This window comes from Bradyrhizobium sp. 154 (assembly GCF_023073875.1).
Lineage (GTDB): Bacteria > Pseudomonadota > Alphaproteobacteria > Rhizobiales > Xanthobacteraceae > Bradyrhizobium.
This window is the reverse complement of sequence record NZ_JADPKG010000001.1, coordinates 29,362-54,281: the sequence shown is the minus strand read 5'-3', so window position 1 is coordinate 54,281 and position 24,920 is coordinate 29,362. Positions and strand designations below refer to the sequence as shown.

General features: G+C 64.8%; 19 protein-coding genes. 11 read left to right on the top strand and 8 right to left on the bottom strand.

Annotation, left to right across the window (positions count from 1 at the left end; all coding sequences use genetic code 11):
* Nucleotides 1–96: 96 nt before the first annotated feature.
* The 3 genes from IVA92_RS00230 to IVA92_RS00220 are packed head-to-tail and all read left to right on the top strand — an operon-like array spanning nucleotide 97 to nucleotide 5,853.
* Nucleotides 97–885 carry a DNA repair protein gene (locus tag IVA92_RS00230; RefSeq protein ID WP_247276679.1) on the top strand — a complete coding sequence of 263 codons (789 nt, stop codon included), beginning with the start codon at nucleotides 97–99 and terminating at the stop codon, nucleotides 883–885.
* Entirely contained in the window at nucleotides 782–2,374 is a 1,593-nt protein-coding gene (locus IVA92_RS00225) for a DNA polymerase Y family protein (protein WP_247276678.1), read from the top strand. The genes IVA92_RS00230 and IVA92_RS00225 overlap by 104 nt, the downstream gene beginning before the upstream one ends.
* Complete coding sequence (locus tag IVA92_RS00220) at nucleotides 2,371–5,853, top strand: error-prone DNA polymerase (protein WP_247276677.1); 3,483 nt, start codon at nucleotides 2,371–2,373, stop codon at nucleotides 5,851–5,853. Before IVA92_RS00225 ends, IVA92_RS00220 begins: the two co-directional genes overlap by 4 nt.
* Nucleotides 5,854–6,002: 149 nt before the next feature.
* Here the strand turns inward: IVA92_RS00220 and IVA92_RS00215 are convergent, their stop codons facing one another.
* Both IVA92_RS00215 and IVA92_RS00210 read right to left on the bottom strand, forming a co-directional pair.
* Nucleotides 6,003–6,773, bottom strand: a complete 771-nt coding sequence (locus IVA92_RS00215) for an SDR family oxidoreductase (RefSeq protein ID WP_247276676.1) — start codon at nucleotides 6,771–6,773, stop codon at nucleotides 6,003–6,005.
* Between the two features lie 177 nt (nucleotides 6,774–6,950).
* Entirely contained in the window at nucleotides 6,951–7,238 is a 288-nt protein-coding gene (locus IVA92_RS00210) for a hypothetical protein (protein WP_247276692.1), read from the bottom strand.
* 68 nt (nucleotides 7,239–7,306) lie between these two features.
* Here IVA92_RS00210 and IVA92_RS00205 point away from each other — a divergent pair, with 68 nt between their 5' ends.
* The 3 genes from IVA92_RS00205 (at nucleotide 7,307) to IVA92_RS00195 (ending at nucleotide 13,269) form a co-directional block, all read left to right on the top strand.
* Nucleotides 7,307–8,719 (top strand): CoA transferase, encoded by a 1,413-nt coding sequence (locus tag IVA92_RS00205; protein WP_247276675.1) that lies wholly within the window; start codon nucleotides 7,307–7,309, stop codon nucleotides 8,717–8,719.
* Nucleotides 8,720–8,864: 145 nt separating this feature from the next.
* The gene (locus IVA92_RS00200; RefSeq protein WP_247276674.1) at nucleotides 8,865–10,109 is read left to right on the top strand and encodes an efflux RND transporter periplasmic adaptor subunit; all 1,245 of its coding nucleotides are present in this window, start codon (nucleotides 8,865–8,867) and stop codon (nucleotides 10,107–10,109) included.
* Between the two features lie 28 nt (nucleotides 10,110–10,137).
* Entirely contained in the window at nucleotides 10,138–13,269 is a 3,132-nt protein-coding gene (locus IVA92_RS00195; protein ID WP_247276673.1) for a CusA/CzcA family heavy metal efflux RND transporter, read from the top strand.
* Here the strand turns inward: IVA92_RS00195 and IVA92_RS00190 are convergent.
* The 4 genes from IVA92_RS00190 to IVA92_RS00175 form a co-directional block, all read right to left on the bottom strand.
* A complete protein-coding gene (locus IVA92_RS00190) occupies nucleotides 13,257–14,219 on the bottom strand; it encodes an amidohydrolase family protein (protein WP_247276672.1) in 963 nt (320 codons plus the stop codon). The two genes, IVA92_RS00195 and IVA92_RS00190, sit on opposite strands and share 13 nt — an antisense overlap.
* A gap of 192 nt (nucleotides 14,220–14,411) precedes the next feature.
* Complete coding sequence (locus tag IVA92_RS00185) at nucleotides 14,412–15,761, bottom strand: TolC family outer membrane protein (RefSeq protein WP_346015545.1); 1,350 nt, start codon at nucleotides 15,759–15,761, stop codon at nucleotides 14,412–14,414.
* Nucleotides 15,762–16,029: 268 nt separating this feature from the next.
* A complete protein-coding gene (locus tag IVA92_RS00180; RefSeq protein WP_247276671.1) occupies nucleotides 16,030–16,809 on the bottom strand; it encodes an enoyl-CoA hydratase in 780 nt (259 codons plus the stop codon).
* Between the two features lie 108 nt (nucleotides 16,810–16,917).
* Nucleotides 16,918–17,571, bottom strand: coding sequence for a hypothetical protein (locus tag IVA92_RS00175; RefSeq protein ID WP_247276670.1), 654 nt, complete (start codon nucleotides 17,569–17,571; stop codon nucleotides 16,918–16,920).
* Between the two features lie 290 nt (nucleotides 17,572–17,861).
* Here IVA92_RS00175 and IVA92_RS00170 point away from each other — a divergent pair, with 290 nt between their 5' ends.
* Together IVA92_RS00170 and IVA92_RS00165 are read left to right on the top strand one after the other, a co-directional pair.
* Nucleotides 17,862–18,407, top strand: a complete 546-nt coding sequence (locus IVA92_RS00170; RefSeq protein ID WP_247276669.1) for a sigma-70 family RNA polymerase sigma factor — start codon at nucleotides 17,862–17,864, stop codon at nucleotides 18,405–18,407.
* 2 nt (nucleotides 18,408–18,409) lie between these two features.
* A complete protein-coding gene (locus IVA92_RS00165) occupies nucleotides 18,410–19,048 on the top strand; it encodes a DUF1109 domain-containing protein (RefSeq protein WP_247276668.1) in 639 nt (212 codons plus the stop codon).
* Nucleotides 19,049–19,059: 11 nt separating this feature from the next.
* Here IVA92_RS00165 and IVA92_RS00160 read toward each other — a convergent pair whose 3' ends face one another.
* Together IVA92_RS00160 and IVA92_RS00155 are read right to left on the bottom strand one after the other, a co-directional pair.
* Entirely contained in the window at nucleotides 19,060–20,163 is a 1,104-nt protein-coding gene (locus IVA92_RS00160) for a DUF2336 domain-containing protein (protein ID WP_247276667.1), read from the bottom strand.
* A gap of 63 nt (nucleotides 20,164–20,226) precedes the next feature.
* Complete coding sequence (locus tag IVA92_RS00155) at nucleotides 20,227–21,384, bottom strand: GGDEF domain-containing protein (protein ID WP_247276666.1); 1,158 nt, start codon at nucleotides 21,382–21,384, stop codon at nucleotides 20,227–20,229.
* A gap of 431 nt (nucleotides 21,385–21,815) precedes the next feature.
* On the opposite strand from IVA92_RS00155, the gene IVA92_RS00150 reads away from it, so the two are divergent.
* The 3 genes from IVA92_RS00150 to IVA92_RS00140 are packed head-to-tail and all read left to right on the top strand — an operon-like array spanning nucleotide 21,816 to nucleotide 24,806.
* Nucleotides 21,816–22,385, top strand: a complete 570-nt coding sequence (locus IVA92_RS00150) for a sigma-70 family RNA polymerase sigma factor (RefSeq protein WP_247276665.1) — start codon at nucleotides 21,816–21,818, stop codon at nucleotides 22,383–22,385.
* Nucleotides 22,382–23,077: a hypothetical protein gene (locus tag IVA92_RS00145; RefSeq protein ID WP_247276664.1), complete on the top strand. Its 696-nt coding sequence runs from the start codon at nucleotides 22,382–22,384 to the stop codon at nucleotides 23,075–23,077. The genes IVA92_RS00150 and IVA92_RS00145 overlap by 4 nt, the downstream gene beginning before the upstream one ends.
* A gap of 16 nt (nucleotides 23,078–23,093) precedes the next feature.
* Nucleotides 23,094–24,806, top strand: a complete 1,713-nt coding sequence (locus IVA92_RS00140) for a S8 family serine peptidase (protein WP_247276663.1) — start codon at nucleotides 23,094–23,096, stop codon at nucleotides 24,804–24,806.
* Nucleotides 24,807–24,920 lie beyond the last annotated feature (114 nt).

Below are 24,920 nucleotides of genomic sequence, written 5' to 3'. Positions count from 1 at the left end.
GTTAGCTTTATATTAGAACATATCATGAACAAATGAGCCAGCCGCTGGTTCTCTTTTTGAGAGCCACCGGCAATCACCCCTGAAGGAGCGGCGAGCATGAGCGGCGCACGCAGAAGCGCGCTTGCGACCTTGCGCAGCCAGATCGAGCGCATCGAGACGGCGGAGGTCGTGCATCAGCGCGATCGCGTCGCGCTCGGCCACAGCGAGGCGGACAGCGCGCTGAAGGGCGGGCTCGCACGTGCGGCGATCCATGAGGTGTTTTGTGAGGGCCGGCAGGGGACGGCCGCAACGGGCTTTGTCATGGGGCTTGCGGGCCGCGTTTCGGCGCGCCGGCCGCTGCTGTGGGTGCGGCAGGATTTTTCGGAAATCGAAACCGGCGCGCTGTCGATGAGCGGGCTCGCCGAGTTCGGTCTCGATCCGCGCCGCGTGGTGATGGTGCGCGCCGCTGATGTCGAGAGCGCACTGCGCAGCTCAGCCGACGCGCTTGCCTGCGATGCGCTGGGGGCCTTGGTGCTCGAGCTCTGGGGCGAGACCAGGCAGTTCGATCTCGTGGCGAGCCGCAAGCTGACGCTGGCCGCGCAAGCTTCCGGTGTCACCGGGCTCTTGCTGCGCATGGCGGCGCAGCCGCTGCCCTCGACCGCGGAAACACGATGGATGCTGCGCGCAGCGCATTCACCGCCGGGCCCGGTGTCGAGTGCCTGGGGCGCGCCGCGCTTCGATGCCGAGCTCTTGCGCAATCGTCATGGCCCATGTGGCCGGTGGACCATGGAATGGAAATGTGATGAGTGCCAGTTCAGTGAGCCGTCGACGTATTCTCAGCCTGTGGCTGCCACGCCTGCCCATCGACCGGATTCAGCGGTTCTTTGGGAACGTCGGACTGCATAAGAGCAATGATCCAAGCATCGTCGTCATCAAGGACAACAATGCGCTGGTGATCCATGCGCTCGACGAGGCCGCCGAGCGCCTCGGCCTGTATATAGGTCAGCCCTTGGCCAATGCGCGGGCGATGTGTCCGGACCTGAAAGTGTTCGACGCCGATATTGTGGCCGATGCGAAGACGCTGAGCGATGTCGCGGACTGGTGCGACCGCTTCACGCCGCTGGTGGCGCTCGATCCGCCGCACGGCCTGTTTCTGGACATCACCGGCTGCGCGCATCTATTCGGTGGTGAGGCCGCGTTGTTACGGACGTTGGTTCGCGCATTGGCCCGGCAGGGGTTTGCCATCAGCGCGGCGATCGCCGGCACCTCGATCTGCGCACGCACGCTGACGCGGCAGGCCACGGGCACCATCGTGGCCGATGGCGAGGAGGCGGAGGCGATCAGCCGATTTCCGATTTCCGCGCTCGGTGCAGGTGAAGTCATCACCACAGGCTTGCGTCGCGCCGGTTTGAAGACCATCGGCGACGTCGCCTCGCGCTCGCCGAGCGAGATCACGGCGCGGTTCGGCGCCCGGTTCTCCACGCTGCTGGCGCATGCGCTGGGGCAGGGCGATGCGCCGATCAACCCGCGAAAACCGCTGCCCGACTACATCGTGGAAAAACGTTTCGCCGAGCCGATCGCGACCGACACCATGATCGCGATGACGCTGTCGCGGCTTGCCGACACGTTGATCGCATCCATGGAGAAGCAGGGCAAGGGCGCGCGACGCCTGGAAGCCGCGTTCTTCCGCACCGACGGCGTGGTGCGCGCGATTACGGTCGAGACCGGGCGTCCGGTGACGCGCAGCGCGGTCATCGACCGGCTGTTTCGCGAGCGTCTCGATGCGCTCGCCGATCCGCTCGATCCTGGCTTCGGCTTCGACATGGTGCGGCTGTCGGCGAACCGTACAGAAATCGTGGTGCAGGAGCAGCGCGATCTCGATGCCCATGCCCACGACAATGACGAAATCGCCGCACTGATCGACCGCATTGCCGCGCGCATCGGCGGCAAGCGTGTCGTCGTGCACCTGCCGCAGGACACCCATATCCCTGAATGCGCGGTTGTAGCCGCGCCGGCGCAGCATCATCTCGCCGCCGCCATGCAGGCGGAATGGCCTGCGCGGGCCGAGAACGAGCCGCCGCTGCGTCCCTTGCGGCTGTTCGACAAGCCGGAGCCGATCAAGGTGCCATTTGCGACCGTGCCGGACGGCCCGCCGCATCAATTCACCTGGCGCCGCGCGCTGCATGCGGTGGTGCGGGTGGAAGGGCCCGAGCGCATCGCGATGGAATGGTGGCGGCAGGACGGCAAGCAGCTCACGCGGGACTATTTCCGCATCGAGGATGCCGAAGGCCTGCGCTTCTGGATCTTTCGCGACGGTCTTTATGAGGGGGAGGTGTTCGACGACGACGGCAAACCCGCTTCTCCCGGCTGGTATGTGCACGGTCTCTTCGCATGAATACGCCTGCCTATGCCGAGATCGGCATCACCACCAATTTTTCCTTCCTGCGCGGCGGCTCGGATCCGCGCGCCTATGTGCATCAGGCCAGCATCCTCGGCATTCCCGCGATCGGCATCGCCGATCACAACACGCTGGCCGGCGTGGTGCGCGCCTACAAGGAGCTCGACAATGCCGAGGTGCTGCACAAGCCGAAACTCCTGATCGGTGCGCGCATCGTCTTCATCGACGGCACGCCGGACATTCTGGTCTATCCGCGTGACCGCGGGGCCTATGGTCGGCTGTGCCAGCTTCTCACCAAGGGCAAGCGCGGCGACGACATCACGCGGATCGAGAAGGGCGAGTGTCGTCTCACCTTCGCCGACCTCATCGAGTTTTCAGAAGGCCAGCTCCTGGTCCTGACGCTGCCGCATCGTTTCGAACCCGCACAGGCGCTGGATGTTCTTGCAAAACTCAAGGACAGCCGCGCCGAGGGCGTGTGGCTGGCGGCGAGCCTGATCTATCGCGGCGACGACCGGCGCCGGCTGGCGCGGCTCGATGATCTCGCGGCAAAAGCAAGAGTGCCGTTGCTCGCGACCAACGAGGTGCTCTATCATCATCCCGCGCGCCGTCCTCTCCAGGACGTGCTGACCTGCATCCGGGAAAAGACCACGATCGAAGCGGTCGGACGGAAGCTGGAAGCCAATGCCGAGCGGTTCTTGAAGGCGCCGCAGGAGATGTCGCGGCTGTTCCGCGATTTCCCCGAGGCGATCGCGGAGACCATGCGCTTTGCCGATGCAATCGACTTCTCGCTCGATCAGCTCAAATACCAATATCCGGACGAGCCGGTGCCGCCGGGCAAGACCGCGCAAGGTCATCTTGAGGATCTGACCTGGGCCGGTGTCGACAAATATTTCGGCGGCATCACCAAAATCGACGAGAAACTGTACGCTACGCTGAAGAAAGAGCTCACGCTGATTGCCGAGCTGAGATACGCGCATTACTTCCTCACCGTGCACGACATCGTGCGCTACGCGCGCAGCCAGAATATCCTGTGCCAGGGGCGGGGATCGGCGGCGAACTCGGCCGTGTGCTACGTGCTTGGCATCACCTCGGTCGATCCGACCAAGGTCGATCTGTTGTTCGAGCGCTTCATCTCCAAGGAGCGGCTGGAGCCGCCCGATATCGATGTCGATTTCGAGCATTCGCGGCGCGAGGAGGTGATGCAATATGTCTATCGTCGCTACGGCCGCCACCGCGCCGCGATCATCGCCACCGTCATCCATTATCGCCCGCGCAGTGCCATTCGCGACGTGGGCAAGGCGCTGGGCCTGACCGAAGATGTCACTGCCGCGCTCGCCGACACCGTCTGGGGAAGCTGGGGCAAGGGTCTTAACGACATGCAAGTCAGGCAGGCCGGGCTCGATCCCAACAATCCCATGATCAACCTCGCGGTCGAGCTCGCAACCGAACTGATCGAATTCCCGCGCCATCTCTCCCAGCATGTGGGCGGTTATGTGCTGACGCAGGACCGGCTCGACACCTATGTGCCGATCGGCAACGCCGCGATGGACGATCGCACCTTCATCGAATGGGACAAGGACGACGTCGACGCGCTCAGCATGATGAAGGTCGACGTGCTGGCGCTGGGCATGCTGACCTGTATCCGCAAGTGTTTTGATTTGATCGCGGAGCATAAGGGCGAGCGCTGGGTGCTGGCGAGCGTCCCGCAGGACGACCCCAAAGTCTATGACATGCTTTGCGACGGGGAATCGCTCGGCGTGTTCCAGGTCGAAAGCCGCGCACAGATGAACATGCTGCCGCGGTTGAAGCCGCGGACGTTCTATGATCTCGTCATCGAAGTCGCGATCGTACGTCCGGGCCCGATCCAGGGCGATATGGTGCATCCTTACTTACGGCGGCGGAACGGCCTGGAAAAAGTGAGCTATCCCTCGCCATCGCCCGAGCATGGTCCCGCGGACGAGCTCTACAAGGTTCTGCATAAGACCAAGGGCGTCCCGCTGTTCCAAGAACAGGCGATGCGCATCGCGATCGAGGCGGCAAAATTCACCTCCGAGGAGGCCAATGGCCTGCGCCGCTCGATGGCGACCTTCCGCAATATCGGCACCATCGGCAAATACGAGGACAAGCTGATCGGCAACATGGTCGCGCGCGGCTACGATCCCGACTTTGCCCGAAGCTGCTTTGATCAGATCAAGGGTTTTGGCTCTTACGGCTTTCCGGAGAGCCATGCCGCGAGCTTTGCGCAGCTCGTCTACATTTCTTCATGGCTGAAGCATTACCACCCCGACGCCTTCTGCTGCGGCCTCTTGAACTCGCAGCCGATGGGCTTTTATGCCCCGGCGCAGATCGTCGGGGATGCTCGCAAGAACGGCGTCGAGGTGCGCGACATCGACGTGTCCTACAGTTTTGCGCAGAACACGTTGGAGCAGGGGAGAGGCAAATACTGCGCCGTGCGCCTCGGCTTCCGCCAGATCGACGGCTTTCACTGGTTGGACGAGGATGAGGAGAGGCTAAAGTGCTCTCAGTCGTCATTCCCCATTGCGCAATTGCGCAATGGGGACGCGCCACTTGGCGCGAGCCCGGAAGCCGTCGGGCCGCATACGCCTGACGTAATGGATTCCGGGCTCGACGCCGCCGCATCGCGCCGGAATGACAGGAGAGAGGACTGGGCCGACCGCATCGTCGCCGCCCGCAACCGCCGTCCCTTCACCTCGCTCGAAGATTTTGCGCGCGACACCGGCCTGCCCAAGCGCGCGCTGATCCTGCTGGCGGATGCCGATGCGTTCCGCTCGCTCGGGCTCGACCGCCGCGAGGCGCTATGGCAGGTGCGGCGGCTGCCCGACGACGTGCCGCTGCCGCTGTTCGAGGCGGCCACCGCGCGCGAGCAGCCGGACGAGCACGCAAGGCCGCTGCCAGTGATGCCGCGCGCCGAGCAAGTGGTCGCCGACTATCAGACCATCCGCCTGTCGCTGAAGGGCCACCCGATGGAATTCCTCCGCGAGATGTTCTCGCGCGAGCGCGTCATCGCCTGCAAGGATGTCAGCCATGAGAACGAGCGGCGCCGCGTCCGCTGCGCCGGCGTGGTCTTGGTGCGGCAGCGGCCGGGCAGCGCCAGCGGCGTCGTGTTCATGACGCTAGAGGACGAAACCGGCATCGCCAATGTCGTGGTGTGGCCCAAGATCATGGAGCAATACCGCAAGGAGGTGATGGGCGCGCGCCTCATCCTGGTTGAAGGCTACATCCAGAGCAGCCCTGAAAAGGTGACGCATCTCATCGCTCAGCGCATGATCGACCGCTCGCACGATCTGATAGGTCTCGCCAACGATGCCTTAAGCCGCAAGCATCCGGTGCCGGCAGGCACCGCCCTGGTCGAGCCGCTCAACGACGATCCCCGTGCTCACGCGGATAGCCCGGCGCAGAAAATCCGCCACCCCCGCAACGTCCGCACCCTGCCGCCATCGCGGGATTTTCATTGAGATGTGACGCGAGATGCCGCCACACGCTTACTGCCGTCGGGTGGCAAAGGCGCGTAAGCGCCGTGCCCACCTTCCAGCGGCTGTCGCGAAAGCGGTGGGCACGCTTCGCTTTGCCCTCCCTACGAGTTCTTCGATGATGATGCCGTGCCCTAAAAATTCACTCGGTTCGAAATCGCGCCGTCCACGACGAGATTGGACCCAGTGGTGAACCCTGACACCGGGCTTGCCAGAAACACCGCGGCGCTCGCGATCTCCTGCGGCGTCGCCATGCGGCCGGTCGGGTTGCGGCTCATCGCATCCTTGTAGCGCTCCGGCATGTTCTGCTCGATCATCTCCCAGACGCCGCCCTTGAAATAGACCGTGCCGGGCGAGACCACGTTGACCCGGATCTTCTTCTTGGCATATTGCCGCGCTAGTCCCTTGGCCATGTGGATCAGCGCCGCCTTGATCGGGCCGTAGGAGCTGGCGGTGTCCGCTTGCGCCGCGGAGATCGACGAGATGATGACGAAGGCGGCGTCGCCACTGCTGGCGCCGCCTGTCTCCAGGAACGGTCGCGCGGCATCGAAGGCATGCACCGCACCGAGCACGTCGAGCCGGAAATTCTGCTCCCAGGACGCGGGGTCGTGCCCTTGCGCCATCGCGCCGGCATTGGAGAACAGCATGTCGATGCCGCCGAGCTCCTTTGCGGCATTCTCGATCCAGGCTTTCAGCGCCGCGCCGTCGGTGACATCGACTGGACTGCCGGTCGCACGGATTCCGCTCGCCTTCAGCTCGGCCACGGTGGCCGCAACCTGATCGGCGTTGCGCGCGCAGATAGCGACATTGGCGCCTTCACCGGCAAGTGTCGCCGCGATCGCCCGCCCGATGCCGCGCGTGCCGCCGAGCACGATGGAGTTCTTTCCTTTGAGACCGAGATCCATTGTCTGGTTTTCCTTGTTGTTGGTGCCGGGAGTGTAGCTCTTTTGGGAGATATGCTGAACTCTCCAATTCGTCACTGCGAGCGCAGCGAAGCAATCCAAAAATGCATCCGCGGAAGCACTCTGGATTGCTTCGTCGCAAGGGCTCCTCGCAATGACGCGGAGAGAGGCGGGGCCCATTCACTCCAGCGCCGCTCCCACCGGCGGGCCGCCGGGCGGGCGGTGCAGGAAGGTCAGCGAGACGTAGGCGCCGACCCAGGAGCCGATCGCGGCGAACGCGACGTAGAAGGCGTTCTCGGTGTAGCTGATCACGGCGTAAGACGAGAGCAGGTACCAGATCGCGCTCCAGGTCGCGGCGGGCACGCGCTTGCGCGCGACCACGGCCGAGGTGAACATCACGTAGACCGCGTCCGTCGCCGCCGTCGCGACGAACACGGCACCCGCGGTGAGGGGATCGACGGCGGCCATTGCAATCCTTTCTGTGATCATGACATGGTCGCGAAAAGTACAGCAAACGAGCAGGGAGAGAAGCGGCCATGCAAAGCCCGGCCGATATTCTCAAGAGCATCTGGACCTCCGCAGGCGGCGAGGCCGCCGCGCTCGACCGCGTGCAGCTGACCGGTGAGGAGCCGCAGATCCCATCCTCCTTTCGCGTCGCCGTCGCCGGCCAGACGACGATCGCCGCCGCCGGCCTCGCCGCCGCGGAGATCTGGCGACTGCGCAGCGGTGAGGCGCAGGACGTCTCCGTCGACATGCGTCATGCGGTCGTCGAATGCCGATCCGAGCGCTATTTGCGCGTGGACGACAAGCCGCCGCCCCCGGCCTGGGACGCCATCGCCGGCGTCTACAGAACCGGCGACGGCCGCTTCGTCCGCTGCCACACCAATTTCCCGCATCACCGCGAGGCCGTCTGCAAGGTACTCGGCTGCGTGCCCGAGCGCGAGAAGGTGCAGGCGGCGCTCATGCAATGGAAAGGCGAGGATTTCGAGGCTGCGGCTTACGCCGCGGGCGGCGTCGTTGCCCTGATGCGCAGCTACGACGAATGGTCGGCGCTGCCGCAAGCGTGGGCGCTCGCCGAACTACCGCTGGTCTCGATCGAGAAGATCGGCGAGGCCCCGGCGAAACCGTGGCCCCTGGGATTGTCGAACAGCGATCGTCCGCTCGCGGGCCTGCGCGTGCTCGATCTCTCCCGCGTCATCGCGGGCCCTGTCGCAGGCCGCACGCTCGCTGCGCACGGCGCGGACGTGCTGCTCGTCTCAGGGCCCGAACTACCCGCCATCCCCTGGCTCACCATCGACACCGGCCGCGGCAAGCTTACCACCTTCATCGAACTGAAAAGCGAGGCGGGCAGGGCGCAATTGCGCGCCCTGTTGCAAGACACCGACGTCTTCTCGCAAGGCTACCGCCCGCGCGCGCTCGCCGCCCTCGGCTTCGCGCCGGAGGACGCAGCGCAAACCAATCCCGGCATCGTCTATGTCACGCTGTCGGCCTATGGCCATGCCGGTCCGTGGGCAGAGCGGCGCGGCTTCGATTCACTGGTGCAGACCGCGACCGGCTTCAACCAGGCGGAGGGACAGGCCGCCGGCATCGACGGTCCCAAGGAATTGCCGGCTCAGATGCTCGACCACGCCACCGGTTATCTGATGGCGTTCGGCGCCATGATGGCCAAAGTGCGCCAGGCTCGCGAAGGTGGCAGCTGGCACGTCCGCGTGTCGCTGGCGCAGACCGGACGCTGGCTGTGGAATCTCGGCCGGCTTGACGGCGGACTGGACACCCCGGATCTTACGGGGGAGGCCATACATGCTGCGTTCATCGAGAGCATGCCATCTGGCTTCGGCATGTTGAAGGCGGTGCGCCATTCGGCGGTGCTATCGACGACGCCGGCACAATGGAGTCGTCCGGCGATGCCGCTCGGCAGTCATCCGGCACAGTGGCCGGCGCGAAGCTGACATGAAGCTGACACATCGCGAAATTTTAACGTCGACCAAGAGGCGCCCAGCGTTTTTTAGGTTGTTTGAAATCGGAATTCAGCACTATTAGCGCGACCGATAAGGCAGTCATTTGCCGAGATCGTCGCAAACACGACCGGGCTCAATGGTGGTTGAAAATACCAAGCGATTGCAGGTGCTTACAAAACAACGGATGATCACCTCCGTAGTTTTACTAGCGCTCGCCGGTGCCGGGGCCTACGGCTTCCTGTATTCGGGATCTAAGGAAAAGAAACACTCCGAAATCTCGAGCCAATCGCGCAGGAATGCGCAGACCTTCACACCGACGCCGTCCGAATGGGCGACGCTGACGATCGAGCCGGTCAAGGCCAAGAGCTTCCGGGCCGAGTATGTCACCGAGGGCAAAGTCGCGGTCGACGAGGACCGTTCGACGCCGGTGTTCTCGCCCTATGCGGGCCGGGTCACCAAGCTGCTCGCCAAACCGGGTGAGATGCTGAAGCAAGGCCAACCGCTGTTCACGATCGAGGCCGCCGACACTGTGCAGGCTCAGAACGATTTCGTCGCGGCCATGACCTCGCAGAACAAGGCAAGGTCGGCGCTTGAGCTCTCCGACATCCAGTTCAAGCGCGCTAAGGACCTCTATGAGGGCCATGCCATTCCGCTGAAGGACTATCAGCAGGCGGAGGCGACCCAGGTTCAGGCGCAGAACGACACGCGCTCCTCGATGACGGCGCTAGAAGCGGCGCGCAACAAGCTGCGCATCCTCGGCTTCACCGACGAGACCATCAAGGCGTTCCAGGAAAAGGGCGTCATTAATCCGGAAATCACGATCTATTCGCCGATCGCGGGCACGGTCGTGCAGCGCAAGATCGGCCCTGGCCAGTACGTCAGTTCCGGTGCCAGCGATCCGGTCTTCGTGATCGGCGACCTCTCCACGGTCTGGCTCACCGCCTTCGTGCGCGAGAGTGATGCGGCCGCGGTGTGCATCGGTCAGGACATCACCGTCAACGTGATGGCGCTGCCCGGGCGGCCGCTGACCGCCAGGATCAACTACGTCGCCGCCGCGATCGATCCCAACACCCGCCGCCTCCTGGTCCGAGCCACCATCGACAACAAGGACGGCTTGCTCAAGCCGGAGATGTTCGCCAACGTCACGATCTACTCGGCCGGCGACCGTGCCGCGCCGGCGGTGCCGAAGCAGGCTTTGATCTATGAAGCCGACAAGGTCCGCATCTGGGTCGCGCGCGAGGACAAATCGGTCGAGCTGCGCCAGATCAAGATCGGCCTCATCAACGGCAACCTCGTCGAGGTCACTAGCAATCTGAAACCTGGCGAGCAGATCGTCACCAGGGGCAGCCTGTTCATCGACCGCGCGGCGTCCGGCAGCTGATCGACGACCCAAGAAAACTGAAGACCTGATGGATCGTCTCGTTGCCCTTGCCGTCAATCGGCGCTTTCTGATGGTCGGCATGTTCGTCGCCGTCATGATCGGCGGTCTGATCGCGTTCAACCAGCTCAACATCGAAGCCTATCCCGATCCGACCCCGCCGATGGTCGACATCGTGACGCAGAGTCCGGGCCTCTCGGCAGAGGAGATCGAGCGCTACATCACGATTCCGATCGAGACACAGGTCGCGGGCCTGAAGAACCTCACGATTATCCGCACAATCTCGCTCTACGGCCTCTCCGACGTCAAACTCCAGTTCTCCTTCGCCTATACCTATGACGAGGCGCTGCAGCAGGTGCTGAACCGGCTGGCGCAACTCGCGCCGCTGCCCGGCAACGTGCAGCCGCAGATATCGCCACTCAGTCCGGTCGGCGAAATCTTCAGGTATCGTCTCGTCGGACCGCCGAACTACAGCGTGCTTGACCTAAAGACCATCCAGGACTGGATCCTGCAGCGCCGCTTCCGCGCCGTGCCGGGCGTCATCGACGTCACCGGCTGGGGCGGCAGGAGCAAGACCTACGAGCTCCAGGTCGATTTCAACAAGCTGGTCGCCAACGGCTTGACGCTGCCGCAATTGCTCCAAGCGGTCGGCAATTCCAACGTCAATGTCGGCGGCAACACCGTCAATATCGGCCAGCAATCGGCGGTGGTGCGCGGCGTCGGCCTGATCCGCTCGATCGATGATCTCGCCAACACCATGGTGGCGCAGTCCGGCGGCAATCCGGTGCTGGTCAAGGACGTCGCCACCGTAACCGTTGGCCAGAAGCCACGTCTGGGCATTGCCGGCATCGACGATTCCGATGACATCGTGCAGGGCATCGTCCTGATGCGCCGCGGCGAGCAGAGCTCGCCGACCATCAAGCGCGTCCACCAACTCGTTCAAACCATCAACAACTCCAGCATCCTGCCGCCAGGCGTGCGCATCGAGCGGATCTACGACCGCGGAGACCTGATTGAGCTCACCACCCACACCGTGCTGCACAACATGGTGGTCGGCATTCTGCTCATCGTGCTGTTGCAGTGGATGTTCCTCGGTGACTTGCGCAGCGCGCTGATCGTCGGCGCCACCATTCCGTTCGCGCTTTTCTTCGCCGTTATCATCCTGGTGCTCCGCGGAGAATCGGCGAACCTGCTGTCCGTCGGCGCCATTGATTTTGGCTTGATTGTCGATGCTACCGTCATCATGGTGGAGGCGATCTTTCGACGCCTGACCCAGACCACGCCGATGTCGGAAGCCGAGCAGATGTCGCATGAGACGCTGTTCGGCATGAAGAGCCATGCCATCCTCAGCGCTGCGGCCGACGTTTCGCGCTCGATCTTCTTTGCAGCGGCCATCATCATCGCGGCCTTCCTGCCGCTGTTCACGCTGTCAGGCGTCGAGGGCAATATCTTCGGGCCGATGGCGCGCACCTACGCATATGCGCTTGCGGGCGGGCTGCTTGCGACGTTCACCGTCACCCCGGCGCTATCGGCGATCATCCTGCCCGCCCATGTCGAGGAAACCGAGACCAGGATCATGCAGATCCTGCACAGGCTTTACTCGCCGCTGCTGCATTGGGCGGTCGCCAATCGAAACATCGTGCTCGGCGGCGCCGTCGGCCTCGTGCTGATGACGGTTGCGCTCGGCCGGCTGCTGGGTCTCGAATTTTTGCCCAAACTGGAAGAGGGCAATCTCTGGATCCGCGCCACGCTGCCGCCGACCATCTCGCTCCAGGAAGGCAATTCTTACGTCAACGAGATGCGCAAGGTGATCCGCGCCCGGCCCGAGGTCGAGTCCGTGGTGTCGCAGCACGGCCGTCCCGACGACGGCACCGACGCCGCCGGCTTCTTCAACGCCGAGTTCTTCGCGCCGCTCAAGCCCGCGAGCCAGTGGCCCGGCACGCGCGACAAGGAAGAGCTGACCGCGCAACTGTTCAAGCAGCTCGACGACCGCTTCCCCGGCGTCGAGTTCAACTTCTCGCAATATCTCCAGGACAATGTCTCCGAAGCCGTTTCCGGCGTGAAGGGCGAGAACTCGATCAAGCTGTTCGGCAGCGACCTCCAGGCGCTGACCGACACCGCCAACAAGATCAAGTCGGTGCTGGCCACCGTGCAGGGCGTCACCGATCTTGCGGTGTTCACCTCGCTCGGGCAGCCGACTATCCAGATCGACATCGATCGTGCCAAGGCTGCGCGCTATGGTCTCGCCCCCGGCGACATCAACGCCACGATCAAGGTCGCAATCGGCGGCGACACTGCGGGCGATCTCTATGAGCCTGGCAGCGACCGCCACTTCCCGATCATCGTGCGCCTCGCGCCGGAATACCGCAGAAGCGCGGAGGCGATCCAGAATTTGCGGATCGGCGCGCCGGGACCGAACGGCACCGTCACGCAGATCCCCCTGAGCGAGGTCGCCAACATCAGCCTCGTCTCCGGCGCCGCCTACATCTATCGCGAGCAGCAGGAGCGCTATCTGCCGATCAAGTTCTCGGTACGCGAACGCGACCTCGGCAGCGCGATCCGCGAGGCGCAGCAAAAGATCGCCGAGCAGGTGCAGCTGCCCCCCGGCTCGCGCATGGAGTGGGTCGGCGAGTTCGGCAACCTCCAGGATGCGATCCGGCGGCTGTCGATCGTGGTGCCGATCTCGCTGGCGCTGATCGGCGTCCTGCTCTGGTTCAATTTTGGCTCGATGACCGACACGCTGCTCGCGATGAGCGTGATCCCGATGGCGATCTTCGGCGGCGTGCTGGGCCTTTTGATTTCCGGCACGGCCTTCAGCGTCTCCGCGGCGATCGGCTTCATCGCGCTGTTCGGCATCGCCGTCATGGACGGCATCATCATCCTGTCGCAGTTCAACCAGCTCATCGAGGAAGGCATGGACCGCATGAGCGCGGTGGTGCGTACCGGCGAATTGCAGCTTCGGCCGGTGCTGATGACCTGCGTCGTCGCCGGCGTCGGCCTGTTGCCGGCGGCGCTGTCGGACGGCATCGGCTCGCAGGTGCAGAAGCCGCTCGCGGTCGTGGTCGTCACCGGCATGATGCTGGCGCCGGTCGTGATCCTCGTGACCTTGCCGGTCCTGATCTCCTTTTTCTCCCGCCCGCGCGCTGATCGTCAGAACCCGTAGAGACGCGCCGGATTGTCGACCAGGATCTTCTTGCGCACGTCCGCATCTGGCGCCCATACTGGCAGCTGATTGAGCAGACGTCCGTCGTCGATCTGATAGAGCGGCGCGATGTCGGTGGGCTTGCGTCCCTCGACGCGGCTGGAATCGGGATGCGGCCAGTCGGTGCCCCAGACGATGCGATCCGCGTTCGCCGCGATCAGCGCCTTCGCGAAGGGCACCATGTCCTGATAGTCGGGTGCGAGCTTTGATGACCGGTAGGCGGCCGAAATCTTGACATAGGCCTTGCCGGATTTCACCAGCGCGACGAGATCGGAAAAGCCCGGCTGCTCCAGGCCCCGCGAGGCTTCGAGACCGCCAAAATGGTCGAACACGACGGGCACCGGCGCCGTCTCGACGAGGTCCTTGATCGCCGAGATCATGGCGAGCGTGGTGTAGAGTTGCACGTGCCAGCCGCGCGCCTTCATCCGTTCGACGGCGGCAGTGAAGCGCGGTCGGCCGACATTGGGGTCATTGACGCCGCCGGTCGCAAGATTGAGGCGGATGCCGCGGAATCCGTCCTGATGCATCGTGTCGAGTTGGGCCTCGGTGGTCTTGTCGTCGATCACGGCCACTCCGCGCGCGGTCGCGCCGCGTGCTTTCATGCCGAACAAGGTCGATGAATTATCGGTGCCGTAGACGCTTGGTGTCACGATCACCACTCGCTCGATATGCAGCGCCTTGTGCAGCGCGGCCATTTCTTCGGGGCTCGCCGGCTCCGGCGTGTAGACGCGCCCTGCGAAGAACGGAAACTTTTCGACATCGCCATGGATGTGGGTGTGGCAGTCGCAGGCATGCGCCGGGACATCGAAATTGATCGGCGTCTCAGGCTGCGCCGCACGGGCGTTGGCTCTGTTGGTCATGGCTACTCCGGCGGCAAGCGAGGCGAACAGGACGCCGCGTCGGCTGAGCATGGTTTCTCTCCCTGTAATACGATCTTTGGCAATAGGGCTGGGACAGTATCACATCAGCCCGGAAGCCGCTCCACTTCGCTGCATAGCTGCTCAACAAGGTCCGCAAGCGGGCGTGAGCCGTCAACACGCACGACCGGGTACGTCAAGACGGGCGAGCAGGGCAGCGCGCTGGAGATCCTGCGTCGCCGGCTGCTACTGCCCCGACGGCGTGCGCAAGCCGTGCCAGGCGTCGCGGACCTGGTGGTAGTGCACCTCGGGCAGGTAATCCGGCGTGTTCAGGTTCAACGTCTTGACATCGAGATGGCCGACCGCGCTGAGCAGCGTGTAGGAGGCGATGACGCGGTCGCGGTTGGCGCTGATGAGGCGCGCCTTGGCCTGGATCAAGTCGGCTTGCGAGTTCAGCACGTCGACCGTCGTACGTTGTCCGCCGGCGGCCTCACGCTGCACGCCCTGGAGCGCGACGGTAGCCGCCTTCACTTCGGACTCCGAGGCCGAGACCGTGATCTTGGCGCCTTCATTGGCAACCCAGGCGCTGACTGCGGCCGTACGCGCCTGGTTGCGCACCTGGTCGAGCACGAGCCGGCTCTGCGCCGTGATCTCCTTGGCCTGCCGGGTCTGCGCCGCGGCCTGGCCGCCGTCGTAGATCGGGGCGGTGACGTTGGCGACAATCGAGGCCTGATCCTCGGCGAAGGTGCCGAGCGTCGGGTCGTTGTTGCGGCTCTTGCTGGCGCTGCCCTGGATGCTGGCGCTCGGCAGCAGCGTGCCTTCGGCGATGCGGATGTTGGTGGAGGCGACGTCGACGTCGAAGCTTGCGGCCGTCACCGCCGGATGCTGCCGGATCGCCATCGTCATGGCATCCTCGCGGCTCTTCGGCAGATAGCGGTCGACGGCTTCGGCGGGCCGAAGCTGCGACGGCGCGTTGCCGATCACTTGCGTATAGGTTGCCTGGCTCACGGCGAGCGCGACTTCCGCCGCGTTGAGATCGGCAAGGCCGCGGTTGAGGCGCGCCTCGGCCTGGGCGGTGTCGGTCGGTGTGACATCACCGGCATTGAGGCGGCGCTGGGTCACGGCGAGTGTTTCGCGCAGGAAGGCGACGTTGGAGCGCTGCGCTTCGACCAGCGACTGGTTGGCGAGCACGTTGGTGTAGGCGGTGACCGCGTCGAGCAGCACGCCCTGGCCGACATTACGCAGCGCCTCGCGGCCCGACTGCACCTGGAGTTCGGCGGCGCGCACGCTGTTGGCGGTGCGGAAGCCGTTGAACAGGGTCTGCGTCACGGTGACGCCGATGATCCAGGGTTTTAGATTGGCGGTCTGGATGGTGTTGTCGGGCAGCAGATTGCGCACCGATTGCAGGCCGGCGCTGAGGCTGGCCACGATCTGCGGTCGATAGCCGGCAAGTGCCTGCGGCACGTTCTCGTCGGTCGCACGCTGCCGTGCGCGCTCGGCATTGAGCTGGGGGTTGGTCTGGTAGGCCTTGGCGAGCGCCTCTGGCAGGGCCTCGGCCCACGCTGGGGAGGAAAGGACGCACGAGAGCGCCAGCATGGTCCATGTCGCAAGCACGGGAGCCACGCCCGATCGATGCCGCGTCATCACGCGACCAGCTCTGGCGGTACGCCCAATCATGTAATCCCGCAAAATCCTGGCTGTCCGCCCCCGCCGACGGGGCCCTCTTAACTGTTTAACCAGCGCAGGTCCCGCAGGCAAACTGCCGCGGGGAAAACCCCCATGAAATCCGTGCTTGTTGCAGCTTCGTCACAGGGTTTCGGCGAGAACGCGGCAGAGCCTTACACCAGCCTGATGGACTTGTCCCTCACCGGTTCTTGTTCACCGGCTTGCGCTTCTCGATGAACGCGGCCATGCCCTCGGAGCGGTCTTCCAGCGCGAAAGTCGCGTGGAACAGGTTGCGTTCGACGCTCATACCCTCGGCGAGCGTGGTCTCGAAGGCGCGGTTCACCGCTTCCTTGGCCATCGCGGCGGCAGGGCGCGACATGGCCACGATCTTCTCGGCTGCCGCCATCACCTCGTCCATCAGCTTGTCGGCCGGCACGATGCGGCTGACGAGGCCTCCGCGCTCAGCCTCCGCCGCATCCATCATGCGGCCGGTGAGGCAGAGGTCCATCGCCTTCGATTTGCCGATTGCGCGCGTCAGGCGCTGGGTGCCGCCGATGCCTGGAATGGTGCCGAGCGTGATCTCGGGCTGGCCGAACTTGGCGGTATCGGCGGCGATGATGAAGTCGCACATCATGGCGAGCTCGCAGCCGCCGCCGAGCGCATAACCCGCGACTGCCGCAATGGTCGGCTTGCGGCAGCGCGCGACGCGGTCGCCGCCGATCGCGGCAAAATCCTCGGAGAACATGTCGATGAAGCCTTTCGGCTGCATCTCCTTGATGTCTGCGCCGGCGGCAAAGGCCTTCTCGCTGCCGGTCACGACGATGCAGCCGATGGCCTCATCGGCCTCGAGATCGTCGACGGCGGCCGCAATCTCGCGGAAGACGCCGAAAGAGAGCGCGTTGAGCATCTTCGGCCGATTCAGCTTGATGATGCCGACCGCGCCTTTGCTTTCGACGATGATGTGTTCGAACGTGCTCATGGTCCACCCACGCTTCTGATTGGGTGGGCAATGTGCCCGCTGGCGCGGTGGGCTTCAAGGGGCCGGACGCAGGACTCGCGGGGCCGTGCGTCCTGGCGGAACTGACGGTCAGGCCATGAACATGCGCGCAGCTGAGGCCAGCGTCAGAAACGTGCCGACACCGATGAAGATCTTGCCGATCAGGGAGCTCTGGTCCCAGGCCGAGCTCTGCTGGCTGCTTGCCATCACCGGCGTGGGGCGCGGCTGCGCTTCGGTTGCAGCGACCACGGCCTTCTGCGCCGGCGGGTTGTCCTGTTGCACGGCGCGGTCGATGTCGTTGAGCTGATCGGGGGCCACCACCTGGGTCTCGGCCGCGGTGTTATTGGCGGTGTCATCGGCCGCCGCCGCCTGGACGTTGTCGTTGGCACGGCCCGTCATCGCAGTGGCCGCAGCAGCGGTCGGCATATCGGTGGCGGTGAGCTGCGCATGCGCGTTGGCGACTTCCGGCGGCATCTGGCTTGAGGCCCTCCCGTCGATGCCGGCCTTGGCCTCGGAGGTATTTGCCGCAGCGTCCTTCTTGTCGGTCTTTTGCGCCGTCTTGCTGCTGGCGCGGCGCGACTCATGGTGCCGCTGCTTGCTCGGCTTGGCCGCGTCGGCCTGATTGCCTGCGCTGTCGGATTTGCTGCTTTCGGCTGAGTTCGGCGCCGCCTGTGCAACGCCGCCAAACACCAAGAAAAGCCCGGCCACAAGGATCAGGGCCGCGCGCCCGCTGGCTTTGATCATGTTGACGATCTCCCCAATTCCGCCCGTCCCAAGAACGAACAGAGACCCTGGGGCGTGACGACAGCGGGGCAGAAAATGGGATTCTTCGGGCTCCACAGGGCGAAAACGGGGCAAACCGCCCCTCGCCGCCGGCCGCCGGATGCGGGCCGGATTGATAGGTGTTATGAGGCGTCGCGGGCTCTTACGGCCGCAGCGGAGAGGAGGCTCGGCGTCGATCACGAGTTCGTGATCACGCGGGCGCAGGGGTAACAAATTGAAAGAGCGGCCGAATTGCATGGTGAGGGGCGCGCGTGCGCGGACGTGAGGATGAATGGACCGGCCTGATGCGGTCGGCCATGGCGGGCGATAATGCGGCGTATCATCGCCTGTTGAAGGCGGTTACGCCGGTGCTGCGCGCTGCTGCAAGACGTGGGCTGGCGCGGGCAGGCCAGTCTCCCGACCAAGCCGAGGATATCGTGCAGGAGATTTTGTTGGCGGTGCATCTGAAGCGGCACACCTGGGATAGCGAAGCCCCCTTCGCGCCTTGGCTGTTCGCGATCGCCCGCAACAAGCTGATCGATACGCTGCGGCGGCGCGGCAGGCGCGTCTTCGTCAACATCGACGATTTCGCCGAGACGCTGCCGGGCGCGGCGCCGCAGGAGACGGCTTCGGTGGGCGAGGTCGCCGCCCAGCTGAGCACCCTGCCGCAGCGCCAGCGCGACGTTTTGCAGTCGATCGCGGTCGAGGCCGCCTCGATCAAGGATACGGCGGCAAAGTTTGCGATGAGCGAAGGTGCGGTGCGGGTTGCGCTGCATCGTGGACTTGCTGCACTGACTGCCAAACTGCGGGACCACTAGGCATGGATACCGATCAACTCATTCGCTCGCTCGCGGCCGACAACGTTCATCGCGCGCCGCGCGTCGGCACCGTCCTGACCATGGCACTGCTGGTGGCCGCGCCGCTGTCGATCCTGATCTTCGCGACGTTCCTCGGTGTGCGTCCGGACATGATGAGTGCGATGCGCAACCCGTTCTTCGACATGAAGTTCGCGGTGACGCTGTCGCTCGCGATTCCCGCCATCATCGTCAGCCTGCATCTGTCGCGTCCCGAAGCCCTGCTGCGCGGCTGGGGCTGGCTCTTGCTGCTTCCCGTCGGACTGCTTGCTGTGGCGATCGGCAGTGAGGCGATGATGGCGCCGGCCATGCCGATGACGATGCGCTTGATGGGCAAGAACTCCAGGGTGTGCCTGTTTGCGATCCCCGCGATGGCGCTGCCGCTGCTTGCGGGAGCGCTGTTCGGCCTGCGCCACGGTGCGCCGTCGCGCCCGGCGCTCGCCGGCGCGCTCGCCGGGCTGTTGTCTGCCGGGCTGGCCGCGACGCTCTACGCTTCGCACTGCACCGACGATTCTCCGCTGTTCGTCGCGACCTGGTACACGCTCGCGACCGCGGTGGTGACCGCGATCGGCGCGGCAGTGGGCTCGAAAGTCCTGCGGTACTAGCGCGCCGGGCTTCACGACGCCGGCGTCGTGCTCTGCTGCATGCGGTAAAACCGCAGTACCTGCTGCGCGGTCGATGAGCGCAGGGCCTCGTAGGTGTCGCGCCGCGTCAGCGTGTCAGTCTGCGAGCCGCCGGAGAGCTTCTCGCGCATGGCGATGATGGCGCGCACGCTCGACCATGACATGCCCGCGATCTTGGCGAGGATCATCACGCCCTCGGTCCGGCTGTCGATCATTATGGTCTCGGCGGTCTCGATCGCGACGCCCGCGAGTGCTGCGAGTCCCGCATTGGTCTCGTCGAACTTGCCCTGCTCGGCGAAAGTGCTGACCTGAAATTCGTTGAGGCGACCGTCCTCGTGCAGCGACTTCACCAGCGCGCGCGCCGTCTCGGTCTGCCTGGTCGTGGCGGCGGCGCGGACCCGCTGGGCGGCTTCCTGGACGACGCTCGACACTTCCTCCGCGAGCCCGGGGTGTGCGGCCTCTAACTTCTTGCGCACGCTCAAGGAAGCCTTTGCAATCAGCTTCAAATAGTGATGACGCGGCAGGTCGGGTCGCAGACCGATGCAGGTGGCGAGGTCATCGTCGCGTTCGGCGCGGTTGACGAGGTCGGTGAGACTTCCCTCCGACAGGCGCGCGCCCGGATTGCTGACGGTCGACTGCACCACGTCCTCGTTGCCGCGCGTCACCAACACGTCGGTCAACGCCTCCGATAGCACCCGCCGCAGCGAGATCGCCTTGAGATGCGCCTGGCCTCTGCTTCGCGCGATCTCGATCAGTGTCGCTTCGTCCAGCCGTTCCGATTTCGACAGCACGGGGCCGGAGACTTCGATCACCTCGTCGAGCGCGAGCGTACGGATGATCTTGGGCGGCGCGGACGCGATCGGTGCGAGGCGGTCAGCGAGCAGCGCCCTGGCCGAAACCTCGATCTGCTCGATCAGGCACTGGAACACGTCGTCGAACACGCGGACGTGGTCGTCGGAATAATCCACCGCGTTGCCCACGAAGAGATCGGTGACGCGGCGCAGCGTCTCGACCCGGCGCGCAACGGTGCCGTGGGAGAGCGCCGCCTGCAATTCCTCGAGCAGGTTCTCGGATGACGTTGCGGATTTCGATCTCATGGCCCTGTCCTGGAGCGTTCGGTCCGGCGCCGTCTTCTCACGCGTCGGAAAAAAATGAATTGGTCAGTCCGTTATAACGCGGTTGCGCCCTTGCGCCTTGGCGGAATAGAGCGCGCGGTCGGCGCGCACGAGAAACGTGTCGGCAGTATCGTTGTCGCGCAGCGTCACGACGCCCGCGGAAATGGTCACGCGCATGCCCGGAGAAAATGCATTCCAGTCGAGATCGGCGACGATTTGGCGCAAGCGGTCGAGCATGCGCGATGCCGCCCCGCCATCCGCTCCGGGCAGCAGCAGCAGAAATTCCTCGCCGCCGTAGCGGCCGAAGCAGTCGGCCGGGCCGATGTTGGCAAAAATGGTGATGGCGAAGGTGCGCAGCACCTCGTCGCCGATGGGATGGCCGTGGGCATCGTTGATGCGCTTGAACCAGTCGAGATCGATCAGCGCGATCGCGCAAGGCGTTGATGCCTGCCGTGACTCTTCGATCGCGGTGTCGAGAAGCCGCATGATGCAGCGGCGATTGTAGGAGCCAGTGAGTTCGTCGAGCTCGGCCAGCTCCTCGATGCGCTGATAGGCGGCCTTCAGCTCGATGCTGCGCCGGTACAGGATCTTGCGCAGCGTTGCGCCAAACAGGCCGAGGGTGGCGCACTGGCCGATCACCAGCACGAAGCACAGCATCGAGGCGGTCCGCTGCAACCGGGTCGTAACCGGCAGGCCGATCGGCAGGTCCGAGCCCAGAAAGACCACGACGAGCCCGCAGGTGGTAAGACCCCAGGTGACCATCGCCTGGCTCGACGTCATCCGCAGCGTACCAAACGCGAAGATCAGAAACAGCACGGCAAGGAAGGCGACCCCGACCGTCGGTACCGCGAGCAGGAACACCACTTGCAGCGCCGTATGCGCAGATATCTGGAAGACGGTGAGGTAATGATCTTCGAACCGATCACCGAAGCCGGCTTCCGACAGCACGGTGAACGTACCGATGATCAGGAGGCCGCCGAGCCAAAACAGCGACGGCACGCCCATGGAGATCGCGCCGTCATAGGCGTACAGCAGCAGGACCGAGGCCCCGAGCGAGTAGCTCGCGACCTGGCCGATATACATCTGGCGGCGCTGCCGGGCCCGGCGCGCCACGACTTCCGGAGCCGCCGCTTCGCGCGCGAAGACGAGATCCGCGACTTCAGCGGCATTCCTCTCCGGAAAGGACGTCGCGGCCGTGTTCATTATCCTGCCGATGGTGGATGTCAGCCCAAAAATCTACGTGGCAAGCCTTTAGGTTTGGTATCCTTCGGAACCGAATCCGTGTGGGGCGTTCCGGTCATGGAACATCGGTGGCAGGGACATCTGCCGGCGATGAGGCAGGGCGATGCGGTCGAGCCAAAACGGGGGGTCGTGAGACATATGGCGTGCAGAACTGCTATGGATCCAGACTTGGCCGCGCTGGCTGTGCTGGACCGGCTTTCTGCTGAGGACATATTTCAGTACTATGCTACCGATCTGGACCGAAATGGCCGACCGCCACGGGCGAATATGAAGAATGCACGTATGTGGGGTAGATCACACAGGCTCGCGTATGACTGCGGTAAGTTGAAGAATTTCGCCTTTTCGGTCGAACCGTCCGCCGCATCGACCCGACCAATCTTGCGAGACGGCCTTTGAGCGTGACACAGGCGGCTTCGGACGAGGTCCTCATCGCCAGGATCGCTCAAGGCGACCGGCTCGCCATGCAGGTGCTGTACGGGCGGCACCATGTCAGGGTTTACAGGTTCGGGCTCAGGCTCGTGCGGAACGAGCAGGCGGCGGAAGACCTCATCAGCGAGGTGTTTCTCGACGTCTGGCGTCAAGCCGGCAAGTTCGAGGGTCGATCCGCCGTTTCCACCTGGCTGCTGGCAATCACCCGATTCAAGGCCCTGTCTGCGCTTCGGCGCAGGAAGGATTTTGAGTTGGACGAAGAGGCCGCCAACGCGATCGAGGATACGTCCGACGATCCAGAAACGCTGGTGCAGAAGAAGGATACCAGTGAGGCGTTGCGGGAGTGTCTGACGGGTCTCTCGCCGGAACACCGGGAAATCGTCGATCTCGTCTACTACCACGAGAAGTCCGTGGAAGAAGTGGCCGAGATCGTCGGGATACCGGAGAACACTGTGAAGACGCGCTTGTTCTATGCGCGCAAGAAATTGGCCGAACTGCTGAAGGCAGCCGGCGTTGAGCGAGGCTGGCCATGATGGCGTTGAGCAAGAAGATGCTGGAGCAAGAGCCCAGTGAAATTGAACTGCTGCTGCCCTGGCACGCCGCCGGCACGCTGAACGCGCGCGATGCCCGCCGCGTCGAGGAAGCCCTGGCGCGCGATCCGGAGCTCGCGAAGCAATATGCCGCGATCCGCGGCGAGTACGAAGAGACCATCCATCTGAACGAGAGCCTGGGGGCTCCGTCCGCGCGCGCGCTGCAGAAGCTGTTCGCCGCGATCGATGCCGAGCCGGCGCGGGCGACCGGTTCGCTGCCGCTGTCGGCGCGCATTTCGACCTTCTTCGCGAGCTTGTCGCCGCGGACGCTGGCCTGGTCGGCGAGCCTCGGCGCCGTCGCGCTCGTGCTGCAAGCCGGAATCATCGGCGCCGTGCTGATCAAGAACCAGCCGGCGACCTTCCAGACGGCTTCGCTCTCGACCAGCGCGCCGATCACACGCGAGCTTGGAAGCACGGCCGCGCCGGCGCGTGCGCTGGTGCGCTTCACTCCCGAGGCGCGCATCGCCGACATCACCGCGCTGCTCGACAGCTATCAGGCGTCGATCATCGACGGAGCCAAGGGCGGCATGTTCCGCCTCCAATTCAACAAGGCGATGAGCCAGGACGAGCTCGCCTCGCTGCTCGGCAAGATGCAGCGCGAGAAGTTCGTCAATCTGGCCGTCGCGACCCCCTGACCGCGCCGCTGAACCGATGACGCGCCAGTCGGAGAGCAGGGTACACGCCGGGGCCTACGTTTCGTCGGTCGGAGCCGCGCTGCTGCTCACAGCCTGTCTCGGCGTCGAGGTTGCGCAGGCGCAGGCGATCATGCGTACGCCCACGATCAGCGTTCCCTCGCGCACGCCGACCATCTCTCCGAGCATTGCCCCGCGTGTAAGCCCCGGTGTCGCGGCGCGCGCGGTCAGCGTCGGCCGCGGCCCGCGGACGATCGCGGCCATCCCCCACACCACGTCGTCCCGCATACGGCCGACGCCGGTAATGCCCTATGCGCGCTATTCGCCGAACCTCTATCCGGCCTGCACCGCACCCTATCGCGATGCCGGGGGCGAATGCCTGGCGCAGCCGAACGCAGGCGGCGAGGGCGGTGGAAAATCAGTCAAGAAGAGCGCCGGCAAGGGGCGTGGCAACAGCACGCCGGCCGCGGTCACCTCGCGCAGCTTCGCCAAGGAGCTCATCGCCGAGATCGACGGTGCGCTCTCGCCGGCCGAGGCCGACGAACTCGCCCGTCGCCACGGCTTGACGCGCGTTGCCTCCGAGAATTTCCCGCTGATCGGCGCCACTTTCGGCCTGTTCCGCATCACCGATGGCCGGGCATACGAGACGGTGCGGCGCGAACTCGCGGCCGAGGGCAGTGTGCGCTCGCTTCAGCCGAACTTCCGTTATGTGCTCCAGGACCAGAAACCGTCGGGGCCGACCGAAGGCGATCCTGCGCAATATGCACTGACAAAGCTCCGCCTGCCGCAGGCGCATACGCTGGCGCACGGCGCCAACGTCACGGTTGCCGTGATCGATTCCGGGATCGACGCCAGCCATCCCGAACTCGCTGATTCCATCGCCGACAATTTCGATGCGCTCGGCACCACCGAGGGACCGCATGTTCACGGCACTGGCATCGCGGGTGCCATCGTCGCGCATGGCCGGCTGATGGGCAGCGCGCCCGAGGCGCGCATCATCGCGATCCGCGCCTTCGGCGGCCCTGCGGGCGGGGCCGAGAGCTCGTCCTACATCATCCTGCGCTCGCTGAACTATGCTGCCGAGCACGGCGCGCAGATCGTCAATATGAGCTTTGCGGGCCCCAAGGACGCCCTGATCGAGCGGGCCATCGCCGCGAGCGCCGCGCGTGGCCTCGTGCTGATCGCGGCCGCCGGCAATGCCGGGGCCAAATCGCCGCCGCTCTATCCCGCCGCCAATCCCAACGTGATCGCGGTCAGTGCGACCGACCAGCAGGACCGGCTGTTCACCGCCTCCAATCGCGGCAACTACATCGCGGTCGCAGCTCCCGGCGTCGACATCTTCCTGCCGGCGCCTGACGGCAAATACCAGATGACGTCCGGAACCTCCTTCTCCGCCGCCTATGTCTCCGGCGTCGCGGCGCTGCTGCTCGAGCGCAACCATGCCTTGAAGCCGGAAGCGCTGCGCACGACGCTGGCGAAGACCGCGCGCGACCTCGGTTCACCCGGCCGTGATGATCTGTTCGGCGACGGCGAGGCCGATGCGTTTGCCGCGGTCATGGCCGTTCCGGCCGACAGTGCGACGCCGGTTGCGGCGGCATCCGGTACAACAAAACGTGAAGATGCCGGGAAGCGTCCCGACGAGCCCGGCATCCGCGCCATCGAGCAACCCTCGTTGTCGAGCGCAGACGAAAAATCCGCGATTTCTCAGGCGGATAGGCCGGCGCCGCGGTAGCGGCTGCGACAAGACGCGCGCGCCCGCCGAAGGTCAAAAAAGCGAATGCCGCGTTGAACGTTCAGCCAGCTGCCACGACCAAATTATGTGGGAGCGGTCATCCCTCCCCATCGG